Annotated in this window: 12 protein-coding genes; 4 read left to right on the top strand and 8 right to left on the bottom strand. The window is 69.2% G+C overall.

Going from position 1 to position 14,389, the window contains the following annotated elements:
• The first annotated feature begins 84 nt into the window (after positions 1-84).
• A complete protein-coding gene (locus RAB70_RS07505; protein ID WP_148829906.1) occupies positions 85-966 on the top strand; it encodes an endonuclease/exonuclease/phosphatase family protein in 882 nt (293 codons plus the stop codon).
• Positions 967-1,415: 449 nt separating this feature from the next.
• On the opposite strand, the gene RAB70_RS07500 is transcribed toward RAB70_RS07505, so the two are convergent.
• Positions 1,416-2,315 carry a LysR substrate-binding domain-containing protein gene (locus RAB70_RS07500; protein ID WP_148829905.1) on the bottom strand — a complete coding sequence of 300 codons (900 nt, stop codon included), beginning with the start codon at positions 2,313-2,315 and terminating at the stop codon, positions 1,416-1,418.
• Positions 2,316-2,401: 86 nt separating this feature from the next.
• Here RAB70_RS07500 and RAB70_RS07495 point away from each other — a divergent pair, with 86 nt between their 5' ends.
• Together RAB70_RS07495 and RAB70_RS07490 are read left to right on the top strand one after the other, a co-directional pair.
• Positions 2,402-3,145: a sulfite exporter TauE/SafE family protein gene (locus tag RAB70_RS07495; RefSeq protein WP_170268210.1), complete on the top strand. Its 744-nt coding sequence runs from the start codon at positions 2,402-2,404 to the stop codon at positions 3,143-3,145.
• A gap of 299 nt (positions 3,146-3,444) precedes the next feature.
• Positions 3,445-4,217 (top strand): IS5 family transposase gene (locus RAB70_RS07490; RefSeq protein ID WP_148830478.1). Its coding sequence is split into 2 segments (ribosomal slippage): positions 3,445-3,787 and positions 3,787-4,217, totalling 774 coding nucleotides; the frame shifts between segments, so codons are not numbered across the junction.
• A gap of 207 nt (positions 4,218-4,424) precedes the next feature.
• Here RAB70_RS07490 and RAB70_RS07485 read toward each other — a convergent pair.
• From RAB70_RS07485 to RAB70_RS07470, 4 genes are all read right to left on the bottom strand, one after another.
• The gene (locus RAB70_RS07485; RefSeq protein WP_148829347.1) at positions 4,425-6,602 is read right to left on the bottom strand and encodes a carboxy terminal-processing peptidase; all 2,178 of its coding nucleotides are present in this window, start codon (positions 6,600-6,602) and stop codon (positions 4,425-4,427) included.
• A gap of 220 nt (positions 6,603-6,822) precedes the next feature.
• Positions 6,823-7,833 (bottom strand): lipoyl synthase, encoded by a 1,011-nt coding sequence (gene lipA, locus RAB70_RS07480; RefSeq protein ID WP_148829348.1) that lies wholly within the window; start codon positions 7,831-7,833, stop codon positions 6,823-6,825.
• A 22-nt stretch (positions 7,834-7,855) separates the two neighbouring features.
• On the bottom strand, positions 7,856-8,563 hold the full coding sequence (gene lipB / locus RAB70_RS07475) for a lipoyl(octanoyl) transferase LipB (RefSeq protein ID WP_148829349.1): 708 nt from the start codon (positions 8,561-8,563) through the stop codon (positions 7,856-7,858).
• Entirely contained in the window at positions 8,551-8,829 is a 279-nt protein-coding gene (locus tag RAB70_RS07470) for a YbeD family protein (RefSeq protein WP_017908125.1), read from the bottom strand. Before RAB70_RS07470 ends, lipB begins: the two co-directional genes overlap by 13 nt.
• A 333-nt stretch (positions 8,830-9,162) precedes the next feature.
• Between RAB70_RS07470 and RAB70_RS07465 the strand changes: the two genes are divergently transcribed.
• Positions 9,163-10,218, top strand: a complete 1,056-nt coding sequence (locus RAB70_RS07465; protein WP_148829350.1) for a lipid A deacylase LpxR family protein — start codon at positions 9,163-9,165, stop codon at positions 10,216-10,218.
• 168 nt (positions 10,219-10,386) lie between these two features.
• On the opposite strand, the gene RAB70_RS07460 is transcribed toward RAB70_RS07465, so the two are convergent.
• The 3 genes from RAB70_RS07460 to mltB all read right to left on the bottom strand — a co-directional run bounded on the left by RAB70_RS07460 (position 10,387) and on the right by mltB (position 14,368).
• Positions 10,387-11,598 carry a D-alanyl-D-alanine carboxypeptidase family protein gene (locus RAB70_RS07460; protein WP_148829351.1) on the bottom strand — a complete coding sequence of 404 codons (1,212 nt, stop codon included), beginning with the start codon at positions 11,596-11,598 and terminating at the stop codon, positions 10,387-10,389.
• Positions 11,599-11,747: 149 nt separating this feature from the next.
• On the bottom strand, positions 11,748-13,235 hold the full coding sequence (locus RAB70_RS07455; protein WP_148829352.1) for a septal ring lytic transglycosylase RlpA family protein: 1,488 nt from the start codon (positions 13,233-13,235) through the stop codon (positions 11,748-11,750).
• Positions 13,232-14,368, bottom strand: a complete 1,137-nt coding sequence (mltB, locus tag RAB70_RS07450; RefSeq protein ID WP_017914484.1) for a lytic murein transglycosylase B — start codon at positions 14,366-14,368, stop codon at positions 13,232-13,234. The genes RAB70_RS07455 and mltB overlap by 4 nt, the downstream gene beginning before the upstream one ends.
• Positions 14,369-14,389 lie beyond the last annotated feature (21 nt).

Genomic DNA, 14,389 nt, shown 5'->3' with positions numbered 1-14,389 from the left:
ACCTCGCGGCAGGCGCGCCACGCGGTGGTCACCGACACCACCGCCGTGCCACCATCGCGTGCTCCGCTCCTGTCGAGATCTGCCATGTCGCTGTCGCTGTCGTCCGCGCGCAAGCTCGCGCTTCCTCTGCTGCTGGTGCTGAGCGCGTGCATCGCGCCAGCGCAGGCGCGCACGCCCGCAACGCCCGCCGCGCCGGCCCCGCTCAAGGTGATGAGCTTCAACGTCCGCGTGCCGGTCGATACCGACGGCGACAAGCGCTGGGACGTGCGCCGCAGCGCGATGGCCGCGCTGATCCGCGCGCAGCACCCGGATGTGTTCGGCACCCAGGAACTGGTCCAACGCCAGGCCGACTACCTGGCCGCGCAGTTGCCGGAGTACCGCTGGTTCGGCCCCAGCCGCGACGGCAAGGACGACGGCGAACGCATGGGCGTGTTCTACGACAGCCACGCGCTGAAGCTGGTGGACTCGGGACACTTCTGGCTGTCGGACACGCCGGAGGTGATGGGCAGCATCAGCTGGGGCCATCCGCTGCCGCGCATGGTCAACTGGGGCCTGTTCGAGCGCATCGGCGATGGCCGCCGCTTCTACCTGTTCGACACCCATCTGCCCTATCGCGACGAGGACGAAGCGGCGCGCGCCAAGGGCGCGGCGCTGATCGTGTCGCGGCTGAAGGCGCTGCCGGCGGACGTGCCGGTGGTGCTGACCGGCGACTTCAACACGGTGCCGGACTCGCCGACCTACCGCACCCTCACCGCCAGCCTGGCCGATGCGCGCACGCAGGTGGCGCAACCGCAGGGCCCGGAAGCGACCTTCCACGATTTCACCGGCCATCCCGACCGGCGCATCGACTGGATCCTCTCGCGCGGGTTGAAGGCCACCGACTACGCCACGCTCGACGCGCGGCCGCAGGGTCACTGGCCGTCCGACCATTTCCCGGTGATCGCCACGTTCGCCTGGCCGCAGTGAGGCGCGCGGGCCTGCGGTATGGACCGCAGGCCCGCGAACGGGAGCGGTTCCTATCTGTTCGGTATCAGCCGCGACGCGCATGACGCCAAAGGCCTTGGCGTGGCTGACCAAGGCCACATCGAGCGCTGCAAGACAGGCAACACCTCCGGCAGGGCCAACGCAGAAGCGCGCGATCCGCTCAGTTCTTCCGTCGCAATCTCGCACCGAAAAGCATCCGGCTCCGGTAGCAGTCGGGACTGAAGTCCCTCCCACAGCAAGCAACTGCGCTGACAGAGGGCCGTGCGTCCGCAGGAGCAACTTCAGCCGCGACACGCGTCACCGGGGAACAGCCGTCGCAAGCGATCCCGAACAGCGTAACAAGGCCCGCGCCCGCCAGTTAACGCTGCCTCGCTGCACCATTGCGCAAGCGCATCGTCAGAGGCGTCAGTCGTGCGCCAGCCGACGGATCCTCAGGCCGCCGGCGCCGCATGTGCACACAGCCAATCCAGGACCTGCTGCACTGGCGGCGACGGCACCGGTGTCGGTCGCCAGACGATCGACAACTGGCGCAGCGCCCACGGCTCCTGCAGCGGTACCGCGACCAACTGCGCGCGCACGCTGACCCGCTCCAGCGCCGCCTGCGGCAGGATCGCCACGCCGGCGCCGCGCGCCAGCATGCGGCACAGCGGTTCGATGCCGTGCACCTGCGCGCGGATGCGCAACTGGCCACCGGCACGCGTGGCATGGATCCGCAGATGCTGCTGCAGTGCGCTGTCCTCGGCCAGGCCGAGCAACTGCGCCTGCCATACCTCCGAGAACCGCAACTGCGGCGCCTGCGCCAGCGGATGCGTGGCCGCGGCCACCAGCACCAGCCGATCCTGCCGAAACGGGCACGCTTGCAGGCCCTGCAGATCGGCGTGATCGGCGATCACCGCCAGGTCGGCGCGTTGCTCGCGCAGCGCATCGGCCGCGGCGACGCTGCCCTGCTCGCGCAGCGCCAGATCGATGCGCGGGTGCGCCACCAGGAACTCGGCCAGCAGTTCCGGTAACCATTCCGACAGCGCCGCGGTATTGGCCAGCAGGCGCACGCTGGTCGGGTGGCCGCCGGCATACTCGCCCAGTTCGCTGCGCATCGCCTCGGCCTGCCGCAGCAACTGCCGCGCGTGCCGCAGCAGCGCGGTGCCGGCCGCGGTGAGGCCGACGCCGCGCGGGCCGCGCGCGAACAGCGCGACGCCAAGCTGCGTCTCCAACGCGCGGATGCGTGCACTGGCCGCGGCCAGCGACAATGCCGCGCGATCGGCACCGGCGGTGATGCTGCCGGCCTCGGCCACCGCCAGGAACAGCCGCAGATCGGTGAAATCCAGGTGCATCGATGCTCCCGCCTTCGTCGTTGCCGAAGTCTGCCTGAAGCATTCGCGCATTGTCCGGCTGCCGCGGCGCGCCGATGCTGGATGCCATGGACACCCTCGCATCGCACATGCTGCCGATCGCCCTGGTCTTCCTGCTCGCCGGCGGCGTCAAGGGCGTGGCCGGCATGGGCCTGCCGACGGTGGCGATGGGCCTGCTGGGACTCTGGCTGACGCCGACCGAGGCCGCGGCGCTGCTGGCGCTACCGTCGCTACTGACCAACCTGCAACAAGCCTGGGGCGCAGGCACCGGCGCGCTGCTGCGGCGACTGTGGCCGCTGCTGGCGTGCATCGTCGCCGGCACCTGGGGCAGCGCCGGCGTCCTCGCCGACGCGGACCCGCGGCTGACGCGCGCCGGTCTGGGCGCGTTGTTGGCGCTGTATGCCCTGCTTGGGCTGAGTCAGTGGCAGGCACGCCTGTCGCCCTCGCAGGCGCGCTGGGCTGGGCCACCCGTGGGCCTGGCGACCGGATTGCTGACCGGCGCCACCGGTGTGTTCGTGTTGCCGGTGCTGCCCTATCTGGTGGCGCTGGATCTGCCGCGGGAGGCGCTGATGCGCGCGCTCGGCAGTTGCTTCGCCGCGGCCACGCTTGCGCTGGCCGCAGCCCTCGTCGCGCACGGGGCATTCCCCACCCAGGCGCTGGGTCCGTCGTTGCTGGCGCTGCTGCCCACTGCCGTGGGCATGTGGCTGGGCACGCGGCTGCGCCAACGCATCTCCGCCAGCGCGTTCCGCCGCGTGTTCCTCCTGACCTTGCTGGCACTGGGCCTGCACCAGGTGTGGCAGGCGCTGGGCTAGGGCGTGTCATCAATCCCCGAGCATGCCGCGCCGCAATTGCGCGCGCCTGTGGCAAGGAAGAGCGAGGAAGTGGACGTCCGTCCACGCCCGAGCGATGACGCGGCCATGGGCGCGCGCAATCGCGGCCCTTCGGATTGGGCCTGGCAGGCGCGCGGCCGGCGCCGCGCGGCTTGACCTGACGGCCAGTCAGGCGCTGCGCCACGCAACGCCGGCCGCGCGCCTGCCAGACCCAACGCGGCATACTCGGGAATTGATGACACGCCCTAGGCTGTATCGACATTCAGCGGTATTTTTTGGGGATGTCGAAGACCATCACGTCGCGGCCCAGCCGCTATGAATTGACCCAGAGCCAATGGGAGCGGATCGAAGACTTGCTTCCAGGCAAAGCCAGTGACCCGGGCCGCACAGCAGCGGACAACCGGACTTTCGTCAATGGCGTGCTGTGGGTGTTGCGCTCCGGCGCACGCTGGAGTGATCTGCCGCCGCGCTACGGGGCCTACAAAAGCGTGCACAAACGCTTTACCCGTTGGGCCGCCAAGGGCGTCTGGGAGCGGATTTTCCAGAGCCTGACTCGGGCTCGAGACAACGAGTACCTGATGATCGATAGCAGCATCGTCCGGGCGCATGCACAAGCGGCGACCGGAAAAGGGGGGCTTCGGACTCGGCTCTGGGGCGCTCCCGAGGAGGCCTGAGCACAAAGATCCACTTGGCCGTGGACAGCCAGGGCCGGCCGGTGCGGGTCGTGCTGACAGGTGGGCAGCGTAACGACATCACGCAAGCGCGCGCCTTGTTGGCCGGGTTCAAGCCGAAATATGTGCTAGCCGACAAGGGTTATGACAGTCGGGAACTGGTGGCGTTGATCAGGTCACGAGGCGCCAAGGCGGTGATCCCTCCACGCAGTTGCCAGCGGCCGCGCCGCTACGACAAAGCACGCTACCGGTTACGCAATCGCATCGAACGTTGCTTCGCCAAGCTCAAACAGTTCCGCCGTATCGCCACGCGCTTCGATCGCAAGCCAACTCATTTCTTGGCTTTCCTGTATCTGGCCTCTATCCCAATGTGGCTGAAATGAATGTCGATACAGCCTAGGGCCGCGTCGTCGCGACGACGCGGGATGTGGGAGCAACCTGATCGCGAAATTACCCTCCTACCGGGCAAGCAGAATCCGCTTGCGCGTGGCGGAACAGATTGCGAGAGATGGCCTGACGCCGCTCCCACAAAAAAAAACGCGCCACCGCTGAGCGATGGCGCGTTGGCTTTTGCGACGCTAGAGCGCGGCTCAGTCGGCCCAGCGCCCCGGGCCGGTGGACTGCGGCAGCACCTGCACCGACAGCGGGCGGTCCTTCTCCAGCAGGTTGACCGCATCGCTCAGGATCGAGGCCGATTCGCGCAGCAGCGGATCCGGGCGCTTGTCGACCAGCTTCTCGCGCGCGGCGTCCTTGACGATGTCGCGCTCGTTGCCGGTCAGGCCGTCGTCGCTGCTGTCGTCGGCCAGCGGATCCAGCGGCAGGCCGAGCTGCTTGCGGATCTCCTGGCGCTGCTTACGCTGCGCGTCCTGCTTCTCACGCTCGGCGCGGCGCTCGGCCTCGTTGAGCACCACGTACTTCTTCGCCGCCTCGGTGCGGAACTGGCGCACGTCCTCTTCCCACCACTGGAATTCCTTGTCGTTGGCGATGCGCGTGGTGTGCAGCGCCTCCAGCTTGGGCAGCAGCGGCGCGAAATTGCCGTACTGGGTGTGCGGCACCGCGGCGATGCGGCTCCACGGCAGCGCGTTGTCGTAGGTGCTTTCGCCGAACTCGGTGGCATCGACGCTGGCCGGGAAGGCGATGTCCGGCACCACGCCCTTGTGCTGGGTGCTGCTGCCGCTGACGCGGAAGAACTGGGCGATGGTCAGCTTGACCTGGCCGAAGCGGTCGGTCTCGTTGGCCGGCCAGCGGTCCAGGTCGACGATGTTCTGCACCGTGCCCTTGCCGAAGCTGGTCTCGCCGATGATCAGGCCGCGGCCGTAGTCCTGGATGGCGCCGGCGAAGATCTCCGAGGCCGAGGCCGAACCGCGGTTGATCAGCACCGCCAGCGGGCCGTCCCAGGCCACGGCCGGGTTCTGGTCGCTGTTGACGGTGACGCGGCCGCCGGATTCGCGCACCTGCACCACCGGGCCCTGCTCGATGAACAGGCCGGTCAGCTCGATCGCCTCGTCCAGCGAACCGCCGCCGTTGTTGCGCAGGTCCAGCACCACGCCATCGACCTTGTCGGTCTTGAACCCGGCCAGCAGCTTGGCCACGTCGCGGGTCGCCGAGGCATAGTCCTTGGCGTTGCGGCGGCGGCCTTCGAAATCCTGATAGAACGCCGGCAGCTTGATCACGCCGATGCGCCGCGCCGGCTCGCCGTCCTTGGCCGGCAGCTCGATGGTCTCGCCCTTGGCGGCCTGTTCGGCCAGGCGCACCTTCTGCCGGGTCAGCAGCACCTGGCGATGCTTGCCGTCCACACCGGCCTCGGCCGGGACGTACTCCAGGCGCACCTGGGTGTCCTTGTCGCCGCGGATCTTGGCGACCACGTCGTCGATGCGCCAGCCGATCACGTCCTCGACCGGACCGCTCTTGCCCTGGCCGACGCCGACGATGCGGTCGCCCGGCTTGAGCGTGCCGTCCAGCGCGGCGGGACCGCCCGGGATCACCTCGCGGATCACCACCAGGTCGTCCTGCTTCTGCAGCTGCGCGCCGATGCCTTCCAGCGACAGCGACATCTGCTGGTTGAAGTTCTCGGCGGTGCGCGGGGTGAAGTAGTCGGTGTGCGGATCGACCGTGTTGGTGTAGGCGTTCATGAAGAACTGGAACACGTCCTCGCTCTTCAGTTCCTTCACCGAGTCATCGAGGTTGGCGTAGCGCTTGTCCAGGGTCTTGCGGATGTCCTCCGGCTTCTTGCCGGCGAGCTTGAGCCGCAGCCAGTCGTTCATCACCGACTTGCGCCACAGCGCATCCAGTTCCTGGTCGTCCTTGGCCCACGGCGCATTCTTGCGGTCGTACTCGAACTTCTCGTCGCCGTCGAAGTTGAAGTCCTGCTTGAGCAGCTTGCGCGCGTAGGCGATGCGCTCGTCCACCCGCTGCCGGTACACGGCGAAGATCTGGAACGCCGGTTCCAGTTGGCCGGAGGCGATGTTGGCGCTAAGGTTGTTCTGGAAGCTGGCGAACTTGTCGACGTCGGCCTGGGTGAAGAACTGCTTGCTGCCGTCCAGGGTCTCCAGATACTTCTTGAAGACCTCCTTCGAGGTCGCCTCGTCGAGGGCGCGCGGCCGGTAGGCGTAGCGGCTGTCGGAGAGCAGGCCGTACACCAGCTTGGCGGTGGTGGCCTGGTCGGCGGTGGCAGCGGCCGGCAGGGCAGGCGCGTCGGTACGGGCGAACAGCGCCAGCGGTGCGGTCAGCGCAAACGCCAGCAGGAAGGCGGAAGCTTTGAATTTCATCTGGGGACTCTCGGCACCAGGCCGTCAGGGGGGCAGCACATCGCGTGAGACAACACGACAGTGACGCAAGTTGCAGGCCGTGTCACCTGTTCATGAAGCAGACTAGCTGCCGGCTTGCGCAGAAATGTGAACGCTGCCGGTGCGAGCCGCGCGGACGGTCGCTTTGCGGCGACGAACGTGCGTCGTCGCCGCGGCCATGCGCAATGCGCGCGCAGGACGATCAGGCGGCGACGCCGGCGCCGGCCGCCTGGCGATCGGCGTGATAGGACGAACGCACCATCGGCCCGGAGGCGACGTGGCTGAAGCCCAGCGCGTTGCCGTACTCCTCCAGCGCCTTGTATTCGTCCGGCGTCCAGTAGCGCATCACCGGGTGGTGATGGGCGGTCGGCTGCAGGTACTGGCCGATGGTGACCATGTCCACGTCGTGCGCGCGCAGGTCGCGCAGGGTCGCCTGCACCTGCTCCAGGGTCTCGCCCAGGCCGAGCATGATGCCGGACTTGGTGGCGATGGTCGGATGCTGCGCCTTGAACTTCTTCAGCAGGGTCAGCGACCACTGGTAGTCGGCGCCGGGACGCACGTTCGGGTACAGGTCCGGCACGGTCTCGATGTTGTGGTTGAACACGTCCGGCGGATTGGTCGCCAGGATCTCCAGCGCGCGGTCCATGCGGCCCTTGCCGCGGAAGTCCGGGGTCAGGATCTCGATGCGGGTGGTCGGCGCGGCGACGCGGATCGCACCGATGCAGTCGGCGAAATGCTGGGCACCGCCATCGCGCAGGTCGTCGCGGTCGACGCTGGTCACCACCACGTACTTCAGGCCCATGTCGGCCACGGTCTGCGCCAGGCTGGCCGGCTCGCCGGCGTCCGGCGGCTTGGGCCGGCCGTGCGCGACATCGCAGAACGAACAGCGGCGGGTGCAGACCTCGCCGAGGATCATGAAGGTGGCGGTGCCGTGGCCGAAGCATTCGTGGATGTTCGGGCAGCTGGCCTCTTCGCAGACGGTGACCAGGCGGTTCTCGCGCAGCTTGGCCTTGAGGTTCTGCACCGCATTGCCGGAGGGAATGCGCACGCGGATCCACGACGGTTTGCGCAGCACCGGCGCGTCGGCGAACTGCACCGGCGAGCGCGCGATCTTGTCGCCGCCCAACTGCTTGACGCCGGTCTGCAGCGGCGCGGGCGCGCTGTCGCCGGAAAGGACCTGCAAGGGAATGGAGCGTGCGCTGGGCTGGGTCATGGCGTGGTCGGCGGGCAGGCGGTCAGGCCGCGTGCGTGAGCGAAAGATCGGGCAAGGCGTCGAGCGGCTGCAGGGTCAGCCCGAACTGGCGCGCCAGTTGGGCCAGCAGGACCGGAGTGACCGCCTGCATGCCGGAGGGACCGCCCAAGTCTAGCACCGCGGTCACCTGCAGGCCCTGGTAGCCGCAGGGATTGATCCGGTGGAACGGCTCCAGGTCCATCGCCACGTTGAACGACAGGCCGTGGAAGGTGCAGCCGCGGCGCACGCGGATGCCGAGCGCGGCGACCTTGGCGCCGCCGACGTAGACGCCCGGCGCGCCGTCGCGGCGTTCGCCGAGGATGTTCCATTCGTCGAGGGTGTCGATGATCGCCTGCTCGATCCGGCACACGTAGTCGCGCACGCCGATGTGCAGCCGGCGCAGATCCAGCAGCGGGTACACCACCAGCTGGCCGGGGCCGTGATAGGTGACCTGGCCGCCGCGATCGACCTGCAGCACCGAGATGTCGCCCGGTGCCAGCACGTGTTCCGGCTTGCCGGCCTGGCCGAGGGTGAACACCGGCTCGTGTTCGACCACCCACAGTTCGTCGGGGGTGGCCTCGTCGCGCGCGTCGGTGAAGCGCTGCATCGCCCGCCACACCGGCTCGTAGGGCTGGCGGCCGAGCTGGCGGACGCCGCACGGCGGCAGCCTCAGTGCCGGCGCCACTGGCGCGTCCCCGGCTACAGCGTCCACTTCACTTCCGGGTGTTCGCGCAGCGCCTGATGCGCGGCGTCGTACTGGGCGCGGTCCACGGCACGGAAGGCGATGCGCACCGACACGTACTTGCCGTTGGACGAATGCTTCCAGCTGACGCGCTCCTCCATCACCTCCACGCCGGCCGCGGCGAGCAGGCGCGGCAGTTCGGCCTCCAGGCCGGTGTTGGCGGTGCCCATGGCGCTGAGTTCGAACACGCCGGGGAACTGGAAACCGTGATCGGGGTTATCGGAAGTGATGTCCATGTCCGCATTATCGGGCCGGCGCCGGGCAAACCCAAGGCCGGGCCGAGGTGGACGACAGCAACCCGGGCCTGCCGGCCGCATGCCAGGCACCGGTCTGGCGCGGCCACGCTGCCTCGGCATGCGACTACCTGCACGGGTCATTGCGCACCATCGCCTTCACGCGACAAGAGGGCGAATGGGACAGACAAACCCAAACGGACGAATTTGTCCGATACGGCACTTTTGCCTATCCTTCACTGCACGGGCTGCGTTCATGGTCCGGGATGTCGCCGGCATCGACTGCCTGCAGGCGGACATCGCCGCTCACGCCTTTTCCGACCAGAGACGCCGCCCATGCCGTCGCCCCGCCCGCTTGTCCCGCTGGCCATCGCCCTGGCCTTCGCCTCGGCCCCGGTCGCCGCCACCACGCAATGCCCACACGACACCCTGGAAGCGACCGCGCCCACGGTCAACGTCCGCGTCGATAACGACCTGTTCGGCGGCGCCGGCCAGGACCAGGGCTATACCAATGGGTTCGGCCTGATCATCGTCTCGCCGAACCTGCGCGACTACACCGACGACCCCTGCCTGCCGCGGCTGGCGCGGGCGGCGAACCGTGGTCTGACCTGGCTGCAGCCGAACAGCGACTTCACCCAGCGCAACATGACCTTCGCGGTCGGGCAAGCGCTGTTCACCCCCACCGACAAGACCCGCCGCGACCTGATCGAGGACGACCGCCCCTACGCCGGCCTGTTGCTGATGAACATCGGCTACAACGCGCGCAACGACGACCGCCTGCGTACCACCCAACTCACCCTGGGCCTGATCGGCCCGTCGGCGCAGGGCAAGCAGGTGCAGGATGCGGTGCACGCCCTGCTCGGCGACGCCAAGTTCCAGGGCTGGGACAACCAGTTGCACGACGAACCGGTGTTCCGCGTGCTGCACGAACGCCTGCGCCGCTGGTCCGGCGACGGCAGCCGCGACGGCTGGGGGTGGGACGCGATCAGCCACTGGGGCGGCGCGCTGGGTACGCTGGACACCCACGCCAATGCCGGCATGGAACTGCGCCTGGGCTGGAAGCTGCCGGACGATTTCGGTAGTTCGCCGCTGCGTCCCGCCGGCGAGAACGTCGCCCCGCCGGCCGACAGCGTCGGCAGCGGCTGGTCGGCGCATCTGTTCGTGACCAGCGATGGACGCTGGGTCTTGCGCGACATCACCCTGGACGGCAACACCTTCCGCGACAGCCACAGCGTGAAGAAGCGCCCCTTCGTCGGCGACGCCGGCATCGGCCTGGCGGTGATGCGCGGCAAATGGAAGTTCGCCCTCGCCCGCTACTGGCGCACCCGCGAGTTCGACCTGCAGCGGCAGACGCCGGTGTTCGGGAGCTTTACGGTGAGTCGGAAGCTTTGAGGCTGTGAGGCTGTGAGGCTGGGAATGGGGAGTGGGGAATGGGGAATGGCAAAAGCGGGCTTCCCATCCGCCAACCAATCCTCCAGGTCGCGGGACAACCGCGTTACCCATTCCCGATTCCCCATTCCCAAGAAAAAAGCCGGCGTCAGCCGGCTTTTTTCAAACAAATCATTCGGATTCCCACCACATCCAGAAGCTGTCCCACAGGCGCTTGAAGAAACCGGCCTCGTCGACCGCCTTGAGCGCCACCAGCGGGGCCTGCGCCACCACCTTGCCGTCCAGGCTCACCTTGACCATGCCGATCTGCTGGCCCTGCTTGATCGGCGCCTCGAGGGTCTTGGGCACTTCGATCGCCGGCTTCAGTTCGTTGTAGCGGCCACGCGGCACGCTGACCAGCAGCGGCTGCGCCACGCCCAGCAGCACCTGCTTCTCGGTGCCCTTCCACACGCGCTGCTGCGCGACCTGCTTGCCCGGCTCGTACAGGCTGTGGGTCTCGAAGAAGCGAAAGCCCCAGTTCAGCAGCGCCAGGCTGTCCTCGGCACGCTGCTTCTCGGAGCTGTCGCCCATCACCACCGCGATCAGGCGCTGGTCGCCGCGCTTGGCCGAGCTGAGCAGGCAGTAGCCGGCCTCGGAGGTGTGGCCGGTCTTGATGCCGTCCACGCTCGGGTCGCGCCACAGCAGCAGGTTGCGGTTCGGCTGGGTGATGTCGCCGACGCGGAATTCCTTGATCTTGTTGTACGCGTAGGTTTCCGGATAGTCGCGCACCATCGCCCGGCCCAGCAGCGCCAGATCGTAGGCGGTGGTGTAGTGGCCTTCGGCCGACAGGCCGTGGGCGTTGACGAAGTGCGAGCCGGTCATGCCGATCTTCTTCGCGTACTCGTTCATCAGCGACGCGAAGGCTTCCTCGCTGCCGGCGGTATGTTCGGCCAGCGCGATCGCCGCGTCGTTGCCGGACTGGATCGCCATGCCCTTTTCCATGTCTTCCAGGCGCGCGGTCTTGTTGACCGGGAAGCCGCTGTAGCTGCCGTCGGTGCCGGCGCCGCCCTCGCGCCAAGCGCGCTCGCTGAGCATGACCTGGTCGTCGCGGGTGATCTTGCCCAGCTTCAATTCGGCCGCGATCACGTACGAGGTCATCACCTTGGTGATGCTGGCCGGGGCCACGCGTTCGTGTTCGTTCTCGCCGGCCAGCACCTGGCCGGTGGCGTAATCCATCAGCACCCAGGACTTGGAGACGGCCGGCTTGGGCGCGGGCGGGATCGCCACGGTGGCCGGAGCGGCGGCAGCGGCGGCCGGCGGCGCGGGAACCGGGCCGGGCGTCTGCGCGGAAACCAGGCCGACGGCGAACGTGGCCACGGCAGCGACGGCGAAGCGGAATTTCATCTAAAACGACTCCTGGCGGGCCCGAAGGCCGATGGAAAACGCGACATTGTAGGCCGAGCCGGCGCCCGGGCAGGCGCGGCGCGGGCACGCGCGCGAACCGGCGTTAAGCCATCGGCGCGCCGACCGCCCGCCGTGGCGGGCACGCCGCCTCAATCCTTGACGATCTGCGGCCGGCCGAAGCCGAGGCCGGCGATGCGCGTGGCCAGCTCGGCGGCGCGCCCATGGTCCTCGGCCGCCACCCGCAGCCGCCACAGGGTGCGGCCACCGGAGACGATGTCGCTGATGCTGGCGCCGACGATGCCGGCCGAGGCCAACTGCGACAGCGCGCGGTTGGCGTTCTCGCGGCTGGCGAAGCTGGCCACCTGCAGCAGGATGCCGAGCGGCCCGCGCGCGCTGTCGTCCTCGCGCGGCGCGGCGGCGCTGGCGACCGGTGCGGGAGGCGCTGCCGGCGTCGCCACTGCGACGGTCGGGGCGGCCACGGCGGCAGTAGGCGCGGCAGTGGGCTTGGCCGTCGCGGTGCCGCGGGATCCGCGCACCGGGGTGTTCGCCGCGGCCACGCTGGGCGCGGGCGTGGCCGGCTTGCCGGTGGCCACGCGCACACCGCGCGACTTCATCCAGGCGTCGAAACGATCGGCATCGCCGACCCGGCCCGGCGCGTCCTGCACGCGATAGCGCCAACGCTCGCCTTCCGGCAGCGCCGCGGCCGTGGCGGTCGCCGCGGCGGCGGTAGGCGCAACGACCGCCGCCACCGGCACGGCGCGCGCCGGCACGGTCGCGGCGGCGGCCACGCTGCCGCCGGCCGATCCGACCGACGTCGCCGGCAAGGTCTTGACCAGATTGTCCATGTCCGCCGCGCGCCGCACCGCCGCGGGATCGCGTGTGGCGGTGGCGGTGGACGCGCTGGCCAGCAGCGTCGCAGGGCGCCGGCCGGTGCCGCGCCGCGCCAGCAGGTCGCCGTTGTCGGCCGGAGTGAGTCCGCGCACTTCCACGCGGCCGGTGCCCTTGCCGGTGATGCCGAGCTTGACCGCCGCCGCGTAGCTCAGATCGATCAGCCGATCGTCGTGGAACGGGCCGCGGTCGTTGATCCGCACCACCACCGACTCGCCGTTGTCCAGGTTGGTGACCAGGGCGAAGCTGGGCAGCGGCAGGGTCTTGTGCGCGGCGGTGAACGCGTACATGTCGTAGACCTCGCGGTTGGAGGTCAGCCGGCCATGGAACTTGCTGCCGTAGTACGAGGCGGTGCCGCGCTCGACGTAGCTGTGCGGATCGTCGATGACCACGTACTCGCGGCCCAGCACCATGTACGGGGAGCGGTTGCCGATCGCCGAGCGCGGTTCGTCGGTGACCAGCGGCTCGGGAATGCAGGCGACGTTGGGCACGTAGTCCGGGGTGCTGTCGCGCACGCCGGGCGCATACAGGCCGCCGGCGGTGTAGTTGCCGCGCTTGGACGGATCTTCCTTGGCCGGCGCGTAGGGCGAGGTCGACGGACAACCGGTGGCGACGTGCGCCGGCCCCTTGCCCTCGACCCGGATGCCGGGCCCGGCGCCGCCGGCGGTCTTCTTCGGGGCGCTGCTGCAGGCGGCCAGCGCCAGCACAGCGACGACGGGAGCGATCCGGAGCAGCGCGTTCGGGTTCATGCCGGGGGTAACTCCTTGCCGGCGATGGCCTGGGACAGTTGGTAGACGGCCATCGCGTACATCTTGGAATTGTTGTAGCGGGTGATCGCGTAGTAGTTCTGGAAGCCGAGCCAGTACTGCTTGCCGGCGCTGCCGTCGAGCGTGATCGGCGTGGCGCCGCCAGCGGCTGCCGGCACCGGCGCGGTCGGCGTGTAGCCGCGCGCGGCCAGGTCGGCCAGGGTGTAGGTCGGCGTCCAGTCGGTCGGATTGAATTCCTCGGCGCCCGGGCGCAGCGTCGCCGGCACCGCGACCACGCCGTCGCGCACCCAGCCGCCCTTCTTGACGAAGTAGTTGGCGATGGACGAGAACGCGTCGTCGTAGTCGGTGAACAGATTGCGCTTGCCGTCGCCGTCGCCATCGACCGCGAACTGGCGGTAGCTGGACGGCATGAACTGGCCCAGGCCCATCGCGCCGGCGTAGCTGCCGATCAGGCCGGTGATGTCCAGGTTCTCCTCGCGGGCCAGCGCGAACAGTTGGCCGAGCTCATCGCGGAAGAACAGTTCGCGGCGCACCTCGCGCTCGAGCTTGGCTGGATCGCCGCTGCGCGGATAGCGGAACGCCAGCGTGTACAGCGCATCCAGCACGCGGTAGGAGCCGGCGTTCTTGCCGTAGCTGGTTTCCACGCCGATGATCGCGACGATGACCTCGGCCGGCACGCCGGTGCGCGCCTGCACCCGCTGCAGTTCGTCGCGATGCGTGGCCAGGAACGCACGGCCGCCGTCGATGCGCGCCTGGCTGATGAACATCGGCCGGTACTCGCTCCACGGCTTGACCCGCTCGGCCGGGCGCGACATCGCCGCGACGATCGCATCCTTGAACTGGGCCTGCGCCAGGGTCGCCTCGATCTGCGCCGGATCCATGCCGTACCTGGCCGCGGTGTCGCGGACGAAGTTGGCGCGGGCGACCTCGAACGGGACCGGGGTCAGGTCCACCGGTGGCGCCTGCACCACTTCCGGCGCGGCCTCGGCCGGCGGAGCCGGACGCGGCGCAGGCGGCGGCGCGCTGGCCTGCGGCGGCGACGGAGGCGCCTTGGGCTGGGTCGCGCATGCGACCAGGCCAAGCGTGAGCAGGCAAATCAGCGAGCGTCGGATCATGCCGGCAGACTAACAGATTCA

This window comes from Xanthomonas sontii (genome assembly GCF_040529055.1).
In the GTDB taxonomy this organism is placed as follows: Bacteria; Pseudomonadota; Gammaproteobacteria; order Xanthomonadales; family Xanthomonadaceae; genus Xanthomonas_A; species Xanthomonas_A sontii.
The sequence above is the reverse complement of the archived record's forward strand: the minus strand, read 5'-3'. Positions and strand labels throughout refer to the sequence as shown.